The sequence below is a fragment of the Aliiglaciecola aliphaticivorans genome (assembly GCF_054782055.1).
Genome location: NZ_BAAGTF010000025.1, coordinates 1 through 20,965 on the forward strand (window position 1 = coordinate 1; position 20,965 = coordinate 20,965).

The 20,965-nt window shown below is 41.4% G+C and carries 19 protein-coding genes and 1 pseudogene; 13 read left to right on the forward strand and 7 right to left on the reverse strand.

The annotated features are described in order from the left end of the window. The 13 genes and pseudogenes from ACYVIL_RS13875 to uspE all read left to right on the forward strand — a co-directional run. Positions 1–88: pseudogene (locus ACYVIL_RS13875) on the forward strand (IS5/IS1182 family transposase); the annotation flags it as partial. A 549-nt stretch (positions 89–637) separates the two neighbouring features. Next, positions 638–961 carry a DUF3718 domain-containing protein gene (locus ACYVIL_RS13880; RefSeq protein WP_460312877.1) on the forward strand — a complete coding sequence of 108 codons (324 nt, stop codon included), beginning with the start codon at positions 638–640 and terminating at the stop codon, positions 959–961. A gap of 278 nt (positions 962–1,239) precedes the next feature. Next, on the forward strand, positions 1,240–2,319 hold the full coding sequence (locus ACYVIL_RS13885; RefSeq protein WP_460312879.1) for a 6-phosphofructokinase: 1,080 nt from the start codon (positions 1,240–1,242) through the stop codon (positions 2,317–2,319). A 140-nt stretch (positions 2,320–2,459) separates the two neighbouring features. After that, a complete protein-coding gene (gene atpD, locus ACYVIL_RS13890) occupies positions 2,460–3,917 on the forward strand; it encodes a F0F1 ATP synthase subunit beta (protein WP_460313042.1) in 1,458 nt (485 codons plus the stop codon). After that, on the forward strand, positions 3,907–4,296 hold the full coding sequence (locus tag ACYVIL_RS13895; RefSeq protein ID WP_460312881.1) for a F0F1 ATP synthase subunit epsilon: 390 nt from the start codon (positions 3,907–3,909) through the stop codon (positions 4,294–4,296). The genes atpD and ACYVIL_RS13895 overlap by 11 nt, the downstream gene beginning before the upstream one ends. 6 nt (positions 4,297–4,302) lie before the next feature. Continuing rightward, positions 4,303–4,677 carry an AtpZ/AtpI family protein gene (locus ACYVIL_RS13900; protein ID WP_460312883.1) on the forward strand — a complete coding sequence of 125 codons (375 nt, stop codon included), beginning with the start codon at positions 4,303–4,305 and terminating at the stop codon, positions 4,675–4,677. Beyond that, on the forward strand, positions 4,674–4,961 hold the full coding sequence (locus ACYVIL_RS13905) for an N-ATPase subunit AtpR (protein ID WP_303473853.1): 288 nt from the start codon (positions 4,674–4,676) through the stop codon (positions 4,959–4,961). The genes ACYVIL_RS13900 and ACYVIL_RS13905 overlap by 4 nt, the downstream gene beginning before the upstream one ends. 66 nt (positions 4,962–5,027) lie before the next feature. After that, the gene (locus ACYVIL_RS13910; RefSeq protein ID WP_460312885.1) at positions 5,028–5,753 is read left to right on the forward strand and encodes a F0F1 ATP synthase subunit A; all 726 of its coding nucleotides are present in this window, start codon (positions 5,028–5,030) and stop codon (positions 5,751–5,753) included. Then, positions 5,746–6,024: a F0F1 ATP synthase subunit C gene (locus ACYVIL_RS13915; protein ID WP_303473851.1), complete on the forward strand. Its 279-nt coding sequence runs from the start codon at positions 5,746–5,748 to the stop codon at positions 6,022–6,024. Before ACYVIL_RS13910 ends, ACYVIL_RS13915 begins: the two co-directional genes overlap by 8 nt. A gap of 2 nt (positions 6,025–6,026) precedes the next feature. After that, positions 6,027–6,878, forward strand: coding sequence for a F0F1 ATP synthase subunit B family protein (locus ACYVIL_RS13920; RefSeq protein WP_460312887.1), 852 nt, complete (start codon positions 6,027–6,029; stop codon positions 6,876–6,878). A gap of 24 nt (positions 6,879–6,902) precedes the next feature. Further along, positions 6,903–8,480 (forward strand): alternate F1F0 ATPase, F1 subunit alpha, encoded by a 1,578-nt coding sequence (locus ACYVIL_RS13925; protein ID WP_460312889.1) that lies wholly within the window; start codon positions 6,903–6,905, stop codon positions 8,478–8,480. A 1-nt stretch (position 8,481) separates the two neighbouring features. After that, positions 8,482–9,396 (forward strand): F0F1 ATP synthase subunit gamma, encoded by a 915-nt coding sequence (locus tag ACYVIL_RS13930; protein ID WP_303473848.1) that lies wholly within the window; start codon positions 8,482–8,484, stop codon positions 9,394–9,396. A 138-nt stretch (positions 9,397–9,534) separates the two neighbouring features. Then, entirely contained in the window at positions 9,535–10,461 is a 927-nt protein-coding gene (gene uspE, locus ACYVIL_RS13935) for a universal stress protein UspE (RefSeq protein ID WP_303473847.1), read from the forward strand. A gap of 90 nt (positions 10,462–10,551) precedes the next feature. Here uspE and ACYVIL_RS13940 read toward each other — a convergent pair whose 3' ends face one another. The 7 genes from ACYVIL_RS13940 to ACYVIL_RS13970 all read right to left on the reverse strand — a co-directional run bounded on the left by ACYVIL_RS13940 (position 10,552) and on the right by ACYVIL_RS13970 (position 20,868). After that, a complete protein-coding gene (locus tag ACYVIL_RS13940) occupies positions 10,552–11,928 on the reverse strand; it encodes an alkaline phosphatase (RefSeq protein WP_460312891.1) in 1,377 nt (458 codons plus the stop codon). Between the two features lie 39 nt (positions 11,929–11,967). Then, entirely contained in the window at positions 11,968–13,281 is a 1,314-nt protein-coding gene (locus tag ACYVIL_RS13945; protein ID WP_460312893.1) for a sugar MFS transporter, read from the reverse strand. Positions 13,282–13,285: 4 nt separating this feature from the next. Beyond that, complete coding sequence (gene nagA, locus ACYVIL_RS13950) at positions 13,286–14,455, reverse strand: N-acetylglucosamine-6-phosphate deacetylase (RefSeq protein WP_460312895.1); 1,170 nt, start codon at positions 14,453–14,455, stop codon at positions 13,286–13,288. Continuing rightward, the gene (gene nagB-II, locus ACYVIL_RS13955) at positions 14,452–15,450 is read right to left on the reverse strand and encodes a glucosamine-6-phosphate deaminase NagB-II (protein WP_303473842.1); all 999 of its coding nucleotides are present in this window, start codon (positions 15,448–15,450) and stop codon (positions 14,452–14,454) included. The genes nagA and nagB-II overlap by 4 nt, the downstream gene beginning before the upstream one ends. Positions 15,451–15,463: 13 nt before the next feature. Continuing rightward, positions 15,464–16,390: an N-acetylglucosamine kinase gene (nagK, locus tag ACYVIL_RS13960; RefSeq protein WP_303473841.1), complete on the reverse strand. Its 927-nt coding sequence runs from the start codon at positions 16,388–16,390 to the stop codon at positions 15,464–15,466. A gap of 26 nt (positions 16,391–16,416) precedes the next feature. Beyond that, positions 16,417–17,976, reverse strand: a complete 1,560-nt coding sequence (locus ACYVIL_RS13965; protein WP_460312898.1) for a phosphodiester glycosidase family protein — start codon at positions 17,974–17,976, stop codon at positions 16,417–16,419. 168 nt (positions 17,977–18,144) lie between these two features. Continuing rightward, positions 18,145–20,868, reverse strand: a complete 2,724-nt coding sequence (locus ACYVIL_RS13970) for a TonB-dependent receptor (protein WP_460312900.1) — start codon at positions 20,866–20,868, stop codon at positions 18,145–18,147. Positions 20,869–20,965: the final 97 nt, after the last annotated feature.

Below are 20,965 nucleotides of genomic sequence, written 5' to 3' on the forward strand. Positions count from 1 at the left end.
ATCAACGAGGTATGAAAAGTTAGCAAGGAATTATGCCAGTATGGTTTCACTGGCATTTTCGATGATGTGGTTGCCGATGTATTGCTGAGTGAAATATGTACAGCAAAGATCAACAGGCCTTAGGAACCAGCTAATTAATCTCAGTTGCATAAGGAAAACGTGACTAAGTACTTTCAAATTCTTTTGTTGAGGAGCTACGGAGTTCATGGGTTTTTAAATAATAAAACCTTGTTGTTTTCTCCTTAAGCCCTCACAAATTAGTGCAACTTGTAACACTATTTAATTCCCTCAAAAATTAAGCAAAGATACAGGCTTCTTCATCAGACAGACTAAGTAAAATCCCCTCCTCTCTAAAGTGTGTAATTATTATTACCCCATCAACAATTGCACACTGTTATAGAATGACATCTGCCAAACGGCCCAATTCTTAGCAAAATAGTACTCATTTGTTAAAATTGCTATTTTTTGGTCAAAACATAAATTGACATAGTCAAAATAACTAATAAACTCATTCCTATATTTTATGAAAATAACTAAATCATTGATTATAAACAAAAATAATTTTTGGCATTTCCTTTGCTCTATGTACTGTGAATCACAATCGCTACACCAAACTAAGACCAAAGGAAAAAAAACAATGAATACATTAACTAAATCAATCGCAATTTCAGTTTTAGCCATCAGCTCAATTGGACTAGCAAATGCTTCAAACGTAATAGTCCCTACTGATAATTCTATTACAACCAAATTATGTGTTGCCGCAACTAAAGGCAGCAAAGCTAAATTATCCAAAGCAATTAACGACTCGCGTTTAAGCAAACGTTTCGTTGTTGAAAATGTTAAATGCAATGAACTTGATCTGGTTAATTTCGTCGAACAATACGGTGAAAACCCAGAAAAAATGAATAGCTTTTTGACCAGCGGAAAATACAACAAGGCGGATACCATTGCCAGCTTGTAAAAGGGATGGGAATCTAACCCTATCTAGCCGTAAAAACACACAAATGAAGACGCTTTTTAGCGTCTTTTTTTATGCTTGAATCATCCCTCAATAGTCTTTAAGGGAATATCTTCCCATATTCTAGAGTGATTTAAACGCTGTAAATTGCGTCTACATAATTGACCAAACTAAGGGTTATTACTAATAGCGTAATCACACTATAGTGGTAAAGTCTGAAAATAATTAATGCTCAACATACAACACGACATTGATATTGAATAAACCTAGGAAGTTGATAAATGCGCATAGGCATTCTTACTGGCGGTGGTGATTGTCAGGGTTTAAATGCTGCAATACGAGCTGTAGCGAAATCATTAATGCTAAACAATAATGCTGAAATTATAGGTATTGAAGATGGTTTTGATGGTTTATTGAAACGTCATGTTCGTCAACTTAGCTATGCAGATTGCAGTGGGATCCTTCCTCTAGGTGGTACGATTTTAGGCACTAGCAATAAAGCCAATCCTTTTGATTATCAAGGCAGAGACTGCTCGGCAGATGTGATGTCTTATTATCATAAGCTAGGTTTAGACGCAGTGGTGATGATTGGGGGGGATGGCACTATGTCCATTGCCTATGAGCTGTCTAAGCTGGGGATGAATATTGTTGGTGTGCCTAAAACCATTGATAACGATTTAATGTGTACTGAGCGCACGTTTGGCTTTCAAACTGCCGTTTCAATTGTCACCGAAGCCATTGACAGACTGCGTACAACAGGGCACTCACATAAACGCATTATGATCCTTGAAACCATGGGCCGCTACGCAGGCTGGATAGCACTGCATGCAGGTGTCGCCGGTGGTGCAGATGTCATTTTGATCCCCGAGTTTCCATACGATCTTGATGAAATAGTGAAGGCATGTGAATTACGGGCCAGTGAGCAACACTACTCAATCATTGTTGTTGCTGAAGGTGCTAAGCCTAAAAATGGTGCTATGGCTGTGCAAGAAACGATTTCAGATAGCCCAGATCCAATCCGTCTGGGGGGCATTTCAGATGTATTAAAGGGGCAATTGGAAACGCGCTTGAAAGGTGAAGTAAGAGCCACCGCTTTAGGGCATATTCAACGCGGTGGATCTCCCACTGCAAATGACAGGATTTTTGCAACAAACGTTGGTGCATTTGCCGCTAGACTCGTCGCTGAAAAGTTATATGGCCGAGTGGTAGTTCAACAGAAAAATCAATTGACCAGCGTACCGTTAGAACAAGTGGCAAATCAAACAAAAGGGGTCGCTAAAGATAACATTACCTTACAAAGCGCACTTTGTTTAGGCATCAGTTTTGGCGTTGAAAATTTAAAAACGACCTCCGATTTCTAAATTTTAATTAGCGTAAAAGTAGGCATTTTTAAGATAGTTTGAAACAAGCTAAATCAAGGGTAAATAAATTTAGTAATCACTTGGTAGCATCGGTAAAAAATAATTTTCTTCTAGACTAAGGCAGATCGTTAATGTCAAGAATGGAACCCACTAATACGGTAACAAAGTCGAAGCAGCACAGTCCCAAGCAATTTGGCGTGGTGAGTGCCGTGCGTGGAAGTATTGTAGAAATTAAATTTGAACATAAACCACCAGCTATCCATACTATTATTTATGCTAAAAATCGCGCTATCGCCTTAGAAGTACTAACCCAATTACCTGGCAACAAGGTTCGTACTATCGCCCTTACTCCTACCCAAGGATTAGCCAGAGGAATGCAAGCTGAAAACTCAGGTCAGCCTCTAACTGTTCCCATTGGCAAACAAAATATATCGCGCATGTTTAATGTGTTCGGCAAGCCCATAGATGGGAAAGACTTTGATCATCAATGCCAGCGCCGCAGTGTCCACCAAGCTCCTCCCCCTTTGTCTAAACTGTCTAGCCAGTTACAAATTTTTGAAACTGGGATCAAAATTGTTGATGTTTTGTGTCCCCTTGAACGGGGGGGGAAGGCAGGATTGTTTGGCGGGGCTGGTGTGGGTAAAACCGTACTATTAACGGAAATGATCCACAATATGGTAAGCCATCAACAAGGGGTAAGTATATTTTGTGGGATTGGTGAGCGTTGCCGCGAAGGAGAAGAGCTCTACCGGGAAATGAAGGAAGCTGGCGTATTAGATAGCATGGTCATGTTATTCGGACAGATGAACGAACCACCGGGCAGCCGTTTTCGTATCGGTCATAGTGCGCTAACCATGGCAGAATACTTTCGTGATGATGAGCATAAAGATGTGCTGCTATTAATCGACAACATTTTTCGCTTTATTCAAGCTGGTTCAGAAGTCTCAGGGTTAATGGGGCAAATGCCCTCTCGAATGGGATACCAACCCACCTTAGGAACCGAACTATCCGGTTTAGAAGAACGCATTGCAAATACGCAAAATGGCGCTATTACCTCTATTCAAGCAGTATACGTCCCCGCTGACGACTTTACTGACCCTGCAGCCACACACACATTCTCCCATCTGTCAGCCACCTTAGTACTTTCACGCAAACGGGCCAGTGAAGGCCTATACCCTTCAATCGACCCACTGCAATCCAGCTCCAGCTTGGCCACAGCCAATATCGTGGGTGAGCGGCATTACAAAATAGCCCAAGAAGTGAGAGAAGTTTTAGCCCAATATGATGAATTAAAAGACATTATAGCAATGCTTGGATTAGAACAGCTTGCCAATAAGGATCGTAAAATTGTTATCCGAGCTCGCCGTTTAGAACGTTTTTTTACCCAGCCCTTTTTCACTACTGAACAATTTACTGGAATGAAGGGGAAATTTGTAAGCCTAGAAAATGCCCTCAGTGGCTGCGAGCAAATTTTACAGGGTAGTTTTGATGAGTATCCAGAAAGCGCGCTCTACATGATTGGTGACATCAATGAAGCATCAAAACCCAAAACCAATAATGTTGAGCCTGAGCAACAGGAAAATCACCATGCTAGTTAAAATTTTACTCCCCAACCAGGTCTTTTTGGAATTACAAGATGTGGTTAGTGTGGTTGTAGAAACACCAGAAGGCAGCTTCGGGATATTAGCGAATAGGCTTGATTGTGTGACACCCGTTGTCCCTGGAATTTTAACCTATCAAAACTTAGCTAATCAGCATTCCTATATCGCAGTAGACGAAGGGATGCTAGTTAAAACTGGCAAGCAAGTTCTCATATCAGTGCGCAGAGCTGTCGTTGGGAGTTCTTTAGAGCAATTACACCAAACAGTGGAACAAGAGTTTTTAAAGGCGGATCAGGAACAGTTGGAATTGCGAAGTGTATTAGCCAAATTGGAAACCACTTTCTTAAAACAGTTTTCATCTATATCGAAAGATTGATTAACCATGAGTAAAACTGGCGTTAAACAGCAACCCCAAAAACAAACAAGGCATTCTTTAGTAAAACAAGTTGAAACAAAAGCACAACTAAAATTAAGGGCTAAACGCCGTTCATCCCCCGGCGTATGGTTTGGTTTGGGGATGATGGGAATGATTGGTTGGTCGGTGGCGGTCCCCACTTTTCTTGGTGTGATTTTAGGGATTTGGATAGACAACAACTTCGACAATCAACGTTCTTGGACCCTAGCGTTATTACTCGCAGGTTTAGCCATTGGTTGTTTTACGGCTTGGGGCTGGGTAAGCAAAGAACACCGCGCAATTGGTGATGAGAGTGCTCCCCCAAAAAATAACGCTATTTCAGAAGAGGAGGACAAACCATGATAGAACACTACAGTATGTTATTTGCCTTAGTTGCAGGTGTCATTTTAGGTAGTAGTTTTTTTTACAGCTTATGGTTTACGGTACAAAAAGGACTGCAATCGCCCCACCCTGAACGCTGGTTCATTGGCGGATTTGTATTGCGTATGAGCATAACCCTGGTTGGCTTTTACTTTATTTCAAATCAACAGTTTTGGCTGCTGATTTTATGTCTGCTAGGTTTCTTAATTGGTCGAGTTATTATCAATAGAGTATTGGCCGTTAGTGGAAAACCAGAGCCTGCATGATCACAAGACAAAACTAAACCAACGATTTTCAAACTGATAAGAAGTAACTGAAAAAAGGTTAGAACAATGCATATTACACCCGATGAAATCATCTATTGGCAATTTGGTTTTTTAAAGCTCAATGCCACTATCGTTTTTACTTGGTTGATAATGTTCATTTTAGTACTTTGCGCTTACCTCATTACCCGCAATTTAAATAGTCAATTGCGACCGAGTCGCTGGCAAAATGGTTTAGAAGTCTTGGTGGTGACTATTATCCAACAAATAAACCAAGCAGGTTTGCGTAACCCCGCAAAATACATAGGGTTTTTAGGTACCTTGTTTTTGTTTATTGCGATGGCTAATTTACTCACAATATTTCCAAATTATGAGCCCCCAACCGGTTCTTTATCCACCACAATTGCACTGTCACTCTGTGTGTTTATTTCAGTTCCTTTTTACGGAATAAAACAACAAGGCTTGATGAAATATTTGCGCTCATATGCTCAACCCAACTTTTTTATGCTGCCGTTTAATATTATAGGTGAGCTTTCTCGTACTTTAGCGTTATCCGTACGCTTATTTGGGAATATGATGAGCGGGAGCATGATCTTGGCAATTTTACTCGTAATATCGCCTTTTGTGTTCCCTATCATTATGTCTTTATTAGGGTTATTAACCGGCATGGTACAAGCCTATATCTTCTTTATTCTGGCAGCTGTGTATATTGCCGCAGCCACAGCCGAAGACCAGCAAAACTCGCAACAACACACTTCAATATCCGTTTCTGTACAGGAGAAAAACAATGGATAACCTCACCCTAATTGCAATTTGTTCGATCATAACTGCAGGACTGACGATTGGTATAGGGGTACTTGGCCCTTCATTAGCGGAAGGGTCTGCTATCGCAAATGCATTAAAAGCCCTCGCTCAACAACCCGATGCCTCATCAACCATAACGCGAACATTGTTTGTAGGTTTAGCGATGATTGAATCAACGGCTATTTATTGTTTTGTGGTTTCCATGATTGTGCTGTTTAGTAATCCATTTTGGAACTATTTTGTCGATAAAGCAGGAAGTTAAAAATGCCAATTGATTGGTTTACCCTAGTAGCTCAAACCCTTAACTTTTTAATTTTGCTGTGGTTGTTGAAACGCTTTTTGTATCACCCAATTATTGCAGGTTTGAACAAACGAGAAACCAAAATAGCGCAAATTTTGAATGATGCGAATAGCAAAAATGAGAAAGCCAAGGCCCTGCAATCAGAGTATCAAGTTAAATTAAGTCAAATTGAAGATCAACGCCGGGAAATTATCAATAAAGCCCACCAAGAAGCCAAAGTTAAAAGTCAAGAATTGCTGAATATGGTGCAACAACAAGGAGCTGAAATTCTGGAAACTCGCCTGCATGGAATTGAACAAGAAATACAAGCTTTACAGCACCAAATTGTGCAAAGAAGCATGCAGGAGGTCTTTGCCACTAGTCAAAGAGTACTCCATGATCTTGCTGATACTCAGTTACAAACCTTAATGTTCAACAAATTGATGGGACAACTTAACAGCTTGAATACTGAACAACACAACGAGATAAATAGAGCGGTGAATTCGAATACACCGCAAATATACATTCACAGCTCCTTCGAACTAACTTCATCACAAAAAGACTCTTTGCAACAATGGTTTCATCGAACCTATACAAAAAAAGTTGATGCAAAAGATACGCTTAGAGAACTTCAGTTTACCTACAAGATTACGCCAGAATTAATTTGTGGCATCGAAGTTGTTTTTGATGGTTGGAAGGTTCCTTGGAGCACACAAAGTTACCTAGACTCAATGCAAACAAATCTTCTGCAGCAACAACCTAAACTCACTTCAGAGCATATTATCAAAGCAACCCAGGTAGAAAGTTCAGACACACCGCAATCAAGTATCGGTTAAATTAACTAAAGCGCAGAAACAAAAATGAAACAGGAACCGCAAGCAAGTTTAAAACAACAGTATGATTTACTGTTTGATCAGCTGAATCAGTCCAATGCTCACGGAAAGATCAACTGCTTACTGGAAGAAGTCGGAATTGTTAACAGCGTATCCCCAGGAATAGCCTCGGTGACCGGGCTACCGGGTGTTGGCTTTGAAGAATTGGTGCTTTTCCCAAACAATATTTACGGTATTGCATTTAATTTAGATGAAGACGAAGTCGGCGTGGTACTGCTAGGAGACTATTGTCAGTTAAGCGTAGGGGATCAAGTAAAACGGACTGGGCGGGTAATGGACATTGTCGTGGGCGAACACTTATTAGGCCGTGTTATCGACCCACTTGGCCACGCTATGGACAACAAAGGTCAGCTTTCACAAACTCCGCGTTTACCCATAGAGCGTCCCGCTCCAGAGATCATGTCACGGTTACCAGTGACCGAGCCGTTACAAACGGGAATTAAAGTGTTAGATGCCCTACTGCCCGTAGGCCGGGGACAACGGGAACTCATTATGGGCGACCGTCAAACTGGCAAAACGTCAATTGCCATTGATACTATTCTTAACCAGCATGGCAAAAATGTCATATGTATCTACTGCGCTATCGCCCAGAAATCCTCATCCATTGCGAAAACTATCGCCACTCTAAAGCAACATAATGCCCTTGAATACACAATTGTTATGGCAACAGAAGGTAGTGATCCTCCCGGCTTAGATTATATTGCTCCCTACGCTGCAACCAGTATTGGCGAATACTTCATGCACGCTGGCAAGGATGTACTTATCGTTTATGATGATTTAACCCGTCACGCTCGTTCCTACCGGGAGCTATCATTATTGCTTCGCCGCCCTCCGGGAAGAGAAGCCTTTCCAGGTGACATTTTTTATTTGCACTCACGTTTACTGGAGCGTTCAACTCATTTAAACGAAGAAAATGGCGGAGGCTCGCTTACGGCCTTACCTATTATTGAGACGGAAGAACAAAATATGTCTGCCTACATACCCACTAACTTAATTTCAATTACCGATGGGCAAATCTATTTATCGCCTAAATTATTTGATTTAGGGATATTACCGGCTGTTGATGTGGGAAAATCCGTTTCCAGAGTGGGAGGAAAAGCCCAACATGCTGGTTTTAAAGCGGTTTCAGGCACATTGAAATTAGAATATGCGCAATTTGAAGAATTAGAATCATTTGCGCGCTTTGGTGCCCGTTTGGATGAAAGTAGCCTAGCAACGATAGAGCATGGAAAGCGCATTAGAGCATGTCTGAAACAACCAGAATCCTCGCCCCTATCAGTATCAGCACAAATTCTTGTACTCTTAGCCCTTACACATCATTTCTTTGATGGAATTCCACTAGCGTCTCTTCAACAGGCGCAAGATGCCGTGCTAGACGGGTTAGTTACCCTTAATCAGGATATTCAAAGCAAATTAACATTAGCGCAACCCCTCAAGGAAGATGAACTAGGACTTATTTCTTCTATGTTCAAACAGGTTTTAACACCTTTACAAAGAGATTCCGAGACTGACGCTAACCACAAAGCGGTTAACGGCGAATCATGATATGAGTGAATCGAATAGTGATTTACAACGTAAAATTGTGAGTGCAACTGATTTAAAATCAGTGGTAAGAACCATGAAAGCTATGGCAGCTGCAAACATCAACCAATATGAAAATGCCGTCCTTTCACTGGATGATTACTATCGAACCGTGCAATTAGGATTGACAGCATATTTTATCAATACCGATAAAAGTGATTACCCAACAACTGATAGAATCTCAAAATCAGCAGCTCACAAGTCTCAAATAGGCATTATTGTCATCGGCTCAGACCAAGGATTAGTCGGCCAATTCAACGATATTTTAGTCAATTTTCTAAACGAAAAGCGCAAGGACTTTGCTGCAACTCAGGTAATTTTGACCGCTGGAGAACGGGTACGATCTTTACTCGAAGGAGAAAAAGCCTTACTAGGAAGACATTTTTCACTCCCCAACTCAATAGACAGTATTACCTCATTTGTAGCAGAGATTTTACTGGAAGTTGAAGAGCTTCAGACAAACAAACACTTGAAAGAAGTTTATTTGTTTTTTAATCGTACCTTAGACAAACCTAATTACGGGCCATGCTATCAACGGATTTTGCCTTTTGACCACGCATGGAAACACGAATTTGTTTCCCGACCTTGGCCTACCAGATGCCTCCCCCAACTTCTAGTTGAACCTGCAACAACCGTTAGCAAACTAATAAGAGAATACATATTCACCTCAATTTTTAGAGGATGCATTGAATCACTCGCAAGCGAAAATGCGAGTCGCCTTATCGCCATGCAACGGGCTGAAAAAAATATAGAAGAGCTACAAGAACAAATGCAAAAGTCATTTAATAAACTTAGACAAAGTGCCATTGATGAAGAACTTGCTGATTTGGTTAATGGTTTTGAAGCGCTTTCTTCTCCAGAAAAAATAAAAACACAGTGAACAGCGGTTAAATAATGCTATTTACAAAAGATATTCGACTAAACTCTTTGTTCATCAAGTTTGATCGACATCAAATAGTCAATTAATAATCGGTGTATGGTCGAAACCTATCATCTTGATTCTTTAATGGAGATTACTATGCAAGCACCGCAAAAAATTCTAGTTGTAATCAGTGGTAAACGTAAACAGCACGAGGCATTGCTTCGAGCTTTAAAATTTGCCGAGTTGAATAATGAGGTGCATATCCACCTTTTGAATGTAATTTACGAGCCAATTTTAGAGCTAACCGACGTACTTTCAAGCGACCATCGCAAAGAAATGAAGAAACAATATGTTGCAGACCGTTATCTTTATCTCAATAGCATTGCTGAAGATCTAGAGAAAAAGAATATTCGTTGCACCACTCATGTTGAATGGTGTCGCGAGGTGTATGAAGGTATAGAAGATGCTGTTGAGAGAATTCAACCGGATCTGGTTATTAAACGTATTACCGCAGACTCCATGAGCATTAATCCCTTTGCCATGCCAATCGACAGGCACTTACTACGGTATTGTAAAGCCCCCTTGTTGCTGGTAAAACATTCAAGTTGGACAAACGCACCTATCTTAGCAGCGGTTGATGTGTTAGCCAAAGACGAAAAACATGTGGCGTTGAATCAAGATATCTTAGAATCAGCAAAACTGTTTGCTCAGATAAGTGACAGTGAAATACACACCGTCAGTGCTTATATGGTGCATAACATGAGTGCTGCCATCGATTTCCCTACCATAAATTTAGAAAAACTCAGTGCCAACAGTGCTCAATTTCACAGTGATAAACTCGATAGTATGGAAAAAGACCATGACATCAACATGGCCAAAAAACACGTTGTAGCTGGCATGCCTGAAAAAGTCATCCCGAATGTTGTTAAACAAATAGATGCAGAATTGGTGATTTTAGGAACAGTAGCACGAAAAGGCATTTCGGCAGCTTTTTTAGGAAATACGGCTGAGTCCATTTTGGCTGAACTCAACTGCGAGGTGCTGGCATTGAACTTAGACGAGAGTGACTCAGAAAAAGTATAGTTCCTGAAGCCAATCTCCATTATTAATTAGCCAATAAAAGTTGGGTTACTACGCCGTAAAATGCGCGGTAACCTCTACTTTTAGCTTAGGTTATTTCTGTTCAAGCAACGAAAATACGGTTTTGGCAATATCTGTATTGTTGCTTAGCCCTACAAAGGATTCGCTATGGCTGCCAAATGCAAATACTGGCACGTCTACCGCCGTATGAGCGCCTGATGTCCAACCGGTAAGAGTGCGTGCATCAATAATATGTTTGATATTGACGTAAAGCGATTTTTTTACGGCGTCAGCCGATGCATCTGCGTAAGGATTTCCCTCGCTGGTTGAAGACGGGTTATCTTCGGCAATATTTTTGCTGCTGTTTAACAGCGCAAGCTCAGATTCAGTTAACTTAAAGTTTAGTAACTCAGCAGCAAGTTCTGGCGTAATATCAGTGTGTAACAGTTGCTCAGCAATGTAACTAGGTGAATGCTTCATGGTACGCAAAATTTCAGGGTTCCACTGATACTTTCCATTGGCTCCTAAGGTCATACCGCCTGTACTGTGGTCAGCCGTTACCACAACTAAGGTATCAGGATGCTGAGCAACATAGTCTTCGAGCATTTCCAGAGTGCTGGCAAGATCTTGCATTTCTCCCATAGCAGCTGCGATATCGTTGCTATGACCGCCCCAATCAACCTGGCTTGCCTCTACCAACATAAAAAATCCCTTATCACTTTCAAGTTGGTTCAACGCAGTTGATGTCATCGTTTTTAAACGATTAGGATCACTGTCGTCCAACGCCCATGGCAAACCAACATCAGCAAACAAGCCAAATAACGGCTTGTCTTGTTGAACCGTCTCTAAATCGGCATAATCATCAATATATTGATAACCCAGTTCCTTAAACTCACTGACTAAGTCTCTGTCTTCACGTAAAAAGAATTTCCAGCCCCCTCCTAGCACTACATCATACATCTGGTAATTTTCGACATAACTATCGGCAATTTCATCGTAGTTTCCACGGGCAACATTATGGGACATAAAGCCTGCAGGTGTAGCATGATTTACCTGACTGGTGACTACCACGCCAGTTTTCTTACCTAGACGCTTTGATACTTCTAACACTGTGGTAACTGGTTGTTTGTTAACATCCATTGCAATGGCACCGTTGTAAGTCTTCACCCCGGCAGATAACGCAGTAGCACCGGCCGCAGAATCTGTAACATATCCTGAAACTGAGGCTGGATAAGTACTACTCATGCCCACTAAAGTGCGGTCAAAAACCGTTTGTTCCATTCCCGCAGTATTAGGATCATCGTGAAAATATCGATATGCACTAATATAGGCTGGCCCCATGCCATCCCCCACGACCATAATAATATTTTTAGGTTTTTCTGGAACCAAAGTGGTTTGATTTGTCTGTTGTTGATCATTGCATCCAAAAAGCACTAGTGACAACGAGAGCAATCCAATTTTACATTTCATACTGAGCCTATTTTTTAATGATGGTTAAGATTTAAACTACTATTTCCATGAACGGATAGCGTGTCCGCGAAAAGCGTAAAAGAAAATATATAAATAACATGGTAAACCAATCCAATAAGCAGATTGTAAATCTCCAATTTCGTGGGAGATTTTACCAAATAATAAAGGTAAAATTGCACCACCAGAGATACCCATAATTAGTAACGCTGAGCCTTGAGCCGAGTAATTCCCTAACCCTTTTAACGCTAAAGGCCATACAGACGGCCACACCAAAGCGTGAGCTAGGCCCATTAATGCCACAAAAGTGATGGTGTTAGGAATAACTGGTATACCAGACCATCCCCACAGTACGTCGGCAATACCTGTAGATTGAGTAGAAGAAAATACAATACCCAAGATACACAAACAGCCGGCAATGCCTGAAGCTACTAACGCGTTTTCTTGAGAGACAAATCGCGGAATACATGTAACGCCAACCAGATAACCAATGACCATAAACACCATGGTAAATGAGGTTAAACCTGCAAAGTTACTTACTCCTAATGCGGAACCGTAAAGACCAATGGTATCCGCTGCAATCACTTCTACCCCTACGTAGAAAAACAACGCAATTGCGCCTAACACTGTATGAGGAAAATGAAAAATGGATGTTTTGCTGCCACTTTCTTCAGAATCACTGTTAGTCGATTTTATTTCAGGCAACGCAGAGAACTTCACTAAGGCAATCAAAACGGCCAGCGCGATGGCCATTAACACATATGGCACGATTAGATTATGTGATAATTCCATTAAACGCTGATTTTTTGCTACCTCAGACAGACCGCTAAGAGCATCTTCTGAGTAATTTCCCATGTCTGATAATATTAAAGACGTAAATAGAATAGGAACTAAAACGCCGGCACTTTTGTTAATTAACCCCATGATGCTGATGCGCATTGCAGCACTTTCAACCGGTCCTAAGTATACAATGTAAGGATTTGAAGCGGTTTGTAATATGGTTAAACCTGCAGCTAACACAAACAAGGCTATGAGAAAAAAGGCATAGTTTGCAGTAATAGCTGCGGGTATATGAAGTAAAGCGCCAACCGCCATTATGCCAAGCCCTAGCGCCATACCGTTTCGATAGCCAGTCTTTTTAAGAATGATGGACATGGGTAACGCCATCACCGTGTAAGCGATATAAAATGAAAAGGTCACAAACAAAGCTTCAAACTCATTTAGTTCACAGACTAATTGAAGAAATGGAATTAATGAGCCGTTAAGCCAAGTAACGAAACCAAAAATAAAAAACAAGATACCAACAACGATCATTGGAACAAAGGTACTGGTTTTATTGGTTGTTAGAGTTTGCATAATTTTAGACCTCATTAGCCATTGTTTCTGTGGAAAAGACCTTATTGCCGTTTACCCATGTTGACTGCACAACGAGTTGCTCATCCAATTGAATAAAATTGGCGAGCATTCCTGGTGCAAGTTGAACTGTCGAACCGCTTTTTACAGGTGAATCTGATAAATAATCTTTAGGATATTGGCTAGCTAATCGAATGGATTCATCCAAACAAATACCTAATTTAAAATGACAATATCTTACCGAGGATGCCATATCGATGGCTGCACCTGCTAATTCCCCGGTTGTAGATATTAGTCGTCCATCTTTTACTGTTACGTGCCGATCAAAAAATTCAAATTCCTTAGCATCTGTTCCCACTGGTGGCATAGCATCGGTTACTAAAAATATCCCCCCCGTAGGTTTAGCTTTGAGGGCTAGTCGAATATTCAGATCATCCACATGATGACCATCTACGATTAATCCGCAACGTGCCACTTCAGAAGTTAATGCGACACCTGTTACGCCAGGCTCTCTGGCCGAAATTGGCGACATGGCATTAAACAAATGGGTAAAACCGCTGGCTCCGCTTTCGAGGGCTTTATTGGTCGTCACCGCATCAGCATTACTGTGCCCGATACAGACTTTAACACCTAAGCTAACTAAGGCTTTTATTTGCTCATCAGGCACCATTTCTGGTGCTAGAGTGACGATAATTTTACCTAGATCTTTACGTTTAAACAGCGCCCACTCTCGATCTGTAATCGGACGAATATATTGCTGACTATGGGCACCTTTTTTTCTTGTAGAAATATGCGGGCCTTCAAAATGTATCCCCAAGATCCCTGGAAGGTTTTGGCTAATCCCTTCAGCAACTGCATCAGCCGCCTTTTCCATAGTAATGATATCATCGGTAATCACCGTGGGCATTAACCCTGTCGTGCCGAACTTAGCGTGAGCCGCAAAGATGATCTTTAAAGACGCCACGTTTGGCTGGGCATTAAACAATACACCACCACCACCATTTACTTGTAAATCTACGAACCCAGGAGCTACGAGACCGTTAAGCACAATATCAACTTGCGAAGTATCCTGATCCATTGCAATGATATTTCTGCCTTCAATCACCAGCACTTGATCACTATGGTATGCCTGTCCATCAAATAATTTTCGAACGTGCAATCTCACTTTCTGGGTCATAATGTTTTGGTGACTTTATTCAAACCCAAAGGCACATCAGGATTTAAACCACGATGTGTTGAAAGCTGGGCGACATCAATATAAAAACGCTGTAACACCAATAAAGGCGCAATCCGCGGATGGGCTGCCAAGCTGTTTTGATGTAGATGCAAAACCTGAGCTCCTCGTCGTTTTACTTCATTGATTTGTTCCCGATGAGCCCCTTCACTTTCGTCCAAAACCAGACAGTCTAAAATTGCTAAACCTTGTTCTACCAAGGTAATAGGGCCATGCAAAAACTCAGCGCTGCTAAACGCCTCTGCGTGGATACTGCATACTTCTTTAAGTTTCAATGCAATTTCTTTAGAAACCGCAAAACCCAGTCCCCGTCCCAATACGACTAAGTTATTGACGTTATCAACATCCGTTGGTATCAATTGTGAGGGTGAATCAATAATTGCTTCAAGTAAACTCGGTAATTCATTTAGGGAGTCAAGTAAACCTTGATTGTTTGTCCAGGTTGCAACTAAATGCAATAGCGCAGAGAGAGTTGAAAGATAGCTTTTAGTGGCCGCCACCGACTCTTCTTTGCCTGCCTTTAATGGTAAAACATCATCCACTATATCTTGTAAAGGCGAACTTTCATCATTCACCAGAGCAATACAATATGCACCGCCTTTTTTTGCCATTTTTGCTTGGGCTAATATATCTGGACTGCGTCCAGACTGGGAAATAACAATCACTAAAGCCTTATCTAGAGCGAGTTGTTTGTTATATACGCTAGAAACCGAAGGTGCAGCTGCAAAGGTTGGAATTTGCGCTTCAATTTCAATTAGATATTTGGCAAATACACCTGCATGATCTGATGACCCTCGACCAATTATCATTACCATTTTAGGGTCAAATGCATGCAGCTTTTCGGCAATCGCCGTGATAGTTTTATGATTTTGTTGAATTTGCTGGCGAATAACACTTGGGGTTTGCCGCGCTTCTTTTTCCATTATTGTTTGGGTCATGTAAAACTCTTATTTATGTAACGATTGAAACTAATTTTTCAGGTATGAAACCATTGATATTTTGTCTGGCAAAATAGACAGCACCTACTTCTGGAGACGACAAGGGAGCAGACAGAGTATGTTGAACCCTTCGGCCTAAATGTGGAAATAGTGACCTTCCTAAGCCTCCAATAAGGGACATTCTAGGGGGATGGGTGTTCATCAATTTTTCCGCCATTGTATTAATATAATCTGCGCCCTCTTTAACGATGGATAAGGCTAATTCATCTTTGGCATCGGCCGCAACAAACACGCAATTTGCTAGTTGAGCAAAAAATGACGCTGGTTTACCCGCAACTTTTTCAGTGAGTTCTGCGCTATTTTTCAAGTTAAGCTGAGCCAACATGATTTCGGCAAGTTGTGTGGGCTTAGCGAACCCATCAAGTGATAACAGAACCAGTTCTGCGGCTTTTAAACCAAACCAAGCCCCGCTACCTTTGTCGCCTTGGGGAAAGCCATGTCCGCCTAATATTGTCGACTTCTGATTGACATAAGAAAATCCGCAGGACCCCGTTCCTGACACTATTACGGCACCATCTCCACCGTCGTGGGCTCCTAAACTGGCAATTAATAAATCCGTTGCCAAAAAAATTTGTTTAAATGGGTGCTGCCAATTCATAATGTTGTCGTAATGCTTAGGGAGGTTCACACCGGCAAGACCTACTCCAAGGGTAATATTCACCAATTCCCTAGGGCTCATACCAGCTTGTTGTAAAGCCATAATTGCACTGCTTTTTATAGATTCTTTCGCCTGCTCTAATCCATAAACTGGGTTTCCAGGCCCTGCCGTACCCTCACCTAAAACGACATTATCCGGTGACATCAAAACGGCTTTGCATTTCGTTCCACCACCATCAATTCCTAATATAAGGGAATCATCCGAAGTTAAATTCTTTCTCACTGTATTTTTTATTCCCGTTACCACTTCTAAACCTTTTTATTCGCTGTAAATATCAACGCTTCAGCGACTGCCCTTTCCCCGTCTTTATCAGATGGCTTTCCGGTTATCTGGCCATTTACCACCATCACACTGGAACCGCCGCCATCGAGATTTATCGCCTTTTGAACACCCAATTCCAGCATAAGCTCTGACATTTCTGTGATTGACGCGCCTATGCTTTTAAACGGATCTCGTCCATACACGACCACCACATAGACATCACCCGTTTCAGTAACGCCTACGGCTGTGCGGGGATGGCGTTGTAACACCCAATTTTGGTAAAAACTGACTCGATTATTTGTTGAGGATGCTGGCGAAATTTCGTCTCGGGCATCAATTGCAGCAGTGGCATTATCAACATTGCTCACTCCCCAACCTTGCTTACTGCGCTGAGAAATCGGTTGCTTACCATCAATTAATAGGGTCGGTCCACCATTAACCAGATACATACCCTTGCTTAACCTCAACTCACCTGAATCACTGGTTATCCGCTGAGTGATGGCTACTTTAACTGCTGGTGAAATATGCTTTGTTAATTTCGAAGCTGAATCGCCTGAAGCAACAACAAGGCGGTGCCCTTTAGGTAAAGCCTCTGACGTGTTAGCCAAGTTAAAATAGACAGCATCATTTTCATCCACGAAAAAGTAAAACTCGCTGTTGTTTAAAACTTCATTAAGACCGCCAAAAAAATGGTTATAGACGATGATCTCATCTGCTTTGTGGCAAACATAGTCATGGATAGCAACAACTTTAGGATGATCAAAACCACAGTTAAATATTTTTCCCGCTAAGCGATTTATGCCATCCACATGGAACACTTCTTCTTCAACTGTCAGGCTAATATGAGATTGCACATTTGTTAAAATATCGACAGATAGTGATGGTTTATTTTTGATTAACAGAGCGGGTCTGCCGGCCACAGCTTCGCTCACTAAGGTACCGTTGATTACCCCGATACCCGCCACATCGCCAATAACTCCTTGACTTGGGTTAAACGCAAAAAAACCACCATTAACTGCTGCAATCCCTTGATTTCTTTTGGCTATTACCGATGTTTTTTCAACTCCCGATATGTGCTGTTCAGCTAAAAATGAGCGCAATGCACCTGTGTATTGAGATGGTACCAATTTAAGAATACTGATTGCTTGCTTACCCATGCCACCACTGCGTTGGCTACTATGGGAAGCACGCAATTGAAAGCCCTTCTCAGCAAGATCTTGTTGCATATCTTGCGCTTGTGTTACGGAGTGAAATTGACTAATGGTTACCAACTTTCCTAAGTCAGTGCCTTCTGGAGATTTTTCAATTAAATCAAGCATCTTAACTTCTAAGCTTTGAGAGCTATTATTGGCGTTGTTTACCAATAGTTGTTTGTTCAACCTATCGACTAAGACTTCAGCATCACTGGCAGACAACACTGGACTAGTTAACTGAAAGTAGCCAGACATTTCACCTCTATCCAGTTTAAAATAGCGCAACCCAGGTGCTATTTGGTTTTGGGTTGCTTGCTCTAACAAAGTTGGCAAGTCTGTCTTCGTATTCGACATTGTTGTACAAGCATTTATCAGCAGTGCGTAAAGGATCGCAGAGCAACTAATTGACAAACCTAACTTCGGCATGATTTTTCACTCGATAAGAAATGTTAGTTTAGATAGGTATTTAGATAGAGTTACTTAAGGAGCATCAAATGATGCTCCTTAATCTCGCTTCGGTGCTTAAAACGAATATCGAGCACCAATAACAAAGCGTCTATCAATTTGTGCAAGATCATACGGAGTATTTTGCACTGAACGATTAACTTCTTGCTCAGTCAACAGATTTAACCCTTGCACTTGTATTTGCAGTGCATCAGTCACATTGTAACTAGCGGAGAAATCAAGCTGTCCATACTCTTCTTGCCATTGAGGAATACCCGCAGTTGAAGCAAATTCCACTAAGTATTCATCACGCCATGTGTAAGACAGTCTGGCGTTAAAGTTAGGAACATCATAATACAAGGCTAAGTTGTAGCTACTTTCTGATAATCCAGGTAAACCAGAGTTACGTACGTCACCTTCATCTGAATATTGAGCAGCGCTATCAATCATTGTGTAGTTTGCCAACAAACCAAAATCATCTAAAGACTCACTGATGAATCCCAATCTAGATTGATAAGCTAACTCAATACCTGTAATAGTTGCACCAACGCCGTTTGCTGGTTGGGTAAAGATAATAGGACCACTAACAATCACGCCATCACTTTGTCTGGGAAATTCTCTAATTTCTGTAGTCGATGAGGTATCAATGAATCCATCTAAATCTTTATAGAATATACTGATCGCTGCCACAGCTTCACTGGTAAAGTACCACTCAAAACCAATGTCATAGTTATCCGCTGTAAACGGTTGCAGATCAGGGTTACCACGAGAACCAAGACCGCCCCCTTCATCGATGCCGTTAAAGCTTTCGAACGCAGCCAATTCACCTAGCGCTGGACGCGTTAAACTCTTAAAGTAAGCCGCTCGCACTACCATATCGTCATTCAATGCATAACGTAAGTTCATGTTAGGTAAAATCTCTTGATAATCGCTTTTCAAGGTAACGGGAGTAAACGCATTTACATCTGAGGAGTCAGTAGTCACCTGTGAATCAATAGTTTGCAAAGTTCGAACAAAACGTAAACCAGTACTTAAAGTTAGTTTTTCACTTACTTCAATATTTGCCTGGGCATAGGCTGCAATGGTTTGTTCTTGCAATTCAAAGCTGTTGATTAGTTCAAAAGGTTCATTTACATCTTCGTATAAACCATCAATGGGCGAACCATCGGCATTAAAGAAAGTTGATAGAATTTGTGCAGGATCGCCGCCAACTAGTGTTGATGGAGCAAAATCAGCACCATCCACTATAAAACGATCTAATGGAGTATATACATCCGCTAAAGTGGGTAAGTCGGTGCGACGATTGAGAGGAGTAACACCATCAGCTAAGAAATTTTCAGCTCTGATATTTGTCCTAGTTTGCTGTTGTTCCAATTCTCTGTCGGTAAAACGCAAACCAAAATCGACTTTCATTAAGTCGCCATTGTCGTATTCAAAATCCAACTTCAAAGTATTGTTAGAATCTTTAGTTTCAAGGGGACGACGAATGAATACATTAACAACAAACTCTTCTGGATTGCTAGCAAAGTCGGTATCCGGCGTCGACCACTCTAGGTAGTAGTCGCGCATAATGTAACTTACATCAGCTGGATAGAAATTCCCGTCCTCTTCCATTCTACGAAATGAAAACAAGTCATTACTGTTAGTCTTTTCACGACTGAAATGGCCAATATAAGGTGAAAACGTCAAGCTATCTGAGATGTGCCAATCTGCACTTAAAGTGAATTGGTTAACCTCTTCATCAATTGCCTCTTGTCTTGCACCAACACGCTGTTGCACACCGGTCAACGTTGCTTGAGTTGCCACACCGTTTTCTATTACAGTGTTGCTCACTGCGGTAATATTACTCTCTGAGGGTGCATCCAAAATGGTTTCAACTCGGTCACCATCAATCTTACCAACAAGGGCTCTTGCTTTAATATCAAGATCATCATTAGGACGCCATTGCAGACCTAAAACTGCACCGAGGGTTTCACGTTCCTCAGAAGTGTAACCAAAACTTTCGATACGAGGATACAATGCGTCCAATTGCTCTTGAGTAGCGCCACCTTCTTCACCCACGTCAGGTCCGGCCCATACGGCAGATAATGGACTATGGCTACTGCCACGTACTTCGTTATTTTGCATATCAGTATCTGAGTAAACCAATGCGGCATTGATACCAAAAGTATCATCCCAGTTTTGGTTAAACACAACGGAAGCTTTAGGGCTGTTTGTGCCGGTATTGTCACTGTAGTTATTATAAACAGAAACATTGAGCACTGGATCTTGGGTGGCTAACGGATCCGGTGTATAAAGAGACACGCTTCCAGCGATTCCCCCTTCCACTTGGTCTGCTGTCACCGATTTGGATATTTCTACACTGTTAAATAATTCTGCAGGAAAAATTTCGAAAGAGAAGCCACGTGTTCCATCGCTTCCCCCAGCTAACATGCCGTTCACTTCGGTTGAAGTAAATTCAGGGCCAAGGCCACGTAAGTTTATTGCAGTCCCTTCACCGGTAGGATTTCGGTTTAAGGTGACACCTGGTACACGTTGAATTGCTTCAGACAAGTTAGCTTCTGGAAACTTACCAATATCTTCAGCGGTAATAACATCCACCACTTTATTTGCGAATCTTTTTTGATTTAGGGATTTTAATAGGCTTCCGCGCACACCTTTTATGGTGATTGCTTCAATTTCACCTTCGTTTGACTCTTGGGCGTAAAGGTTGGCAGACGCGCTGCTTAACATGCCTAAAAGTACTGCAGTGGAGATCTTACTGAATTTAATTCTGTTGGGAGTAACAAGTGTTCTGCTCATGAATTTTCCTCAATGTTGACGGTGTATTTATAATTATTAATTACCACTCTGGTAATTAAACTAGCGGAAAGTTGGGTAAAGTGTCAACACTTAATTA

Coding starts and splice junctions, on each gene's coding strand:
- ACYVIL_RS13880 (WP_460312877.1), top strand. CDS start 638: ATGAATACATTAACTAAATCAATCGCAATTTCAGTTTTAGCCATCAGC.
- ACYVIL_RS13885 (WP_460312879.1), top strand. CDS start 1,240: ATGCGCATAGGCATTCTTACTGGCGGTGGTGATTGTCAGGGTTTAAAT.
- atpD (WP_460313042.1), top strand. CDS start 2,460: ATGGAACCCACTAATACGGTAACAAAGTCGAAGCAGCACAGTCCCAAG.
- ACYVIL_RS13895 (WP_460312881.1), top strand. CDS start 3,907: ATGCTAGTTAAAATTTTACTCCCCAACCAGGTCTTTTTGGAATTACAA.
- ACYVIL_RS13900 (WP_460312883.1), top strand. CDS start 4,303: ATGAGTAAAACTGGCGTTAAACAGCAACCCCAAAAACAAACAAGGCAT.
- ACYVIL_RS13905 (WP_303473853.1), top strand. CDS start 4,674: ATGATAGAACACTACAGTATGTTATTTGCCTTAGTTGCAGGTGTCATT.
- ACYVIL_RS13910 (WP_460312885.1), top strand. CDS start 5,028: ATGCATATTACACCCGATGAAATCATCTATTGGCAATTTGGTTTTTTA.
- ACYVIL_RS13915 (WP_303473851.1), top strand. CDS start 5,746: ATGGATAACCTCACCCTAATTGCAATTTGTTCGATCATAACTGCAGGA.
- ACYVIL_RS13920 (WP_460312887.1), top strand. CDS start 6,027: ATGCCAATTGATTGGTTTACCCTAGTAGCTCAAACCCTTAACTTTTTA.
- ACYVIL_RS13925 (WP_460312889.1), top strand. CDS start 6,903: ATGAAACAGGAACCGCAAGCAAGTTTAAAACAACAGTATGATTTACTG.
- ACYVIL_RS13930 (WP_303473848.1), top strand. CDS start 8,482: ATGAGTGAATCGAATAGTGATTTACAACGTAAAATTGTGAGTGCAACT.
- uspE (WP_303473847.1), top strand. CDS start 9,535: ATGCAAGCACCGCAAAAAATTCTAGTTGTAATCAGTGGTAAACGTAAA.
- ACYVIL_RS13940 (WP_460312891.1), bottom strand. CDS start 11,928: ATGAAATGTAAAATTGGATTGCTCTCGTTGTCACTAGTGCTTTTTGGA.
- ACYVIL_RS13945 (WP_460312893.1), bottom strand. CDS start 13,281: ATGCAAACTCTAACAACCAATAAAACCAGTACCTTTGTTCCAATGATC.
- nagA (WP_460312895.1), bottom strand. CDS start 14,455: ATGACCCAGAAAGTGAGATTGCACGTTCGAAAATTATTTGATGGACAG.
- nagB-II (WP_303473842.1), bottom strand. CDS start 15,450: ATGACCCAAACAATAATGGAAAAAGAAGCGCGGCAAACCCCAAGTGTT.
- ACYVIL_RS13965 (WP_460312898.1), bottom strand. CDS start 17,976: ATGTCGAATACGAAGACAGACTTGCCAACTTTGTTAGAGCAAGCAACC.
- ACYVIL_RS13970 (WP_460312900.1), bottom strand. CDS start 20,868: ATGAGCAGAACACTTGTTACTCCCAACAGAATTAAATTCAGTAAGATC.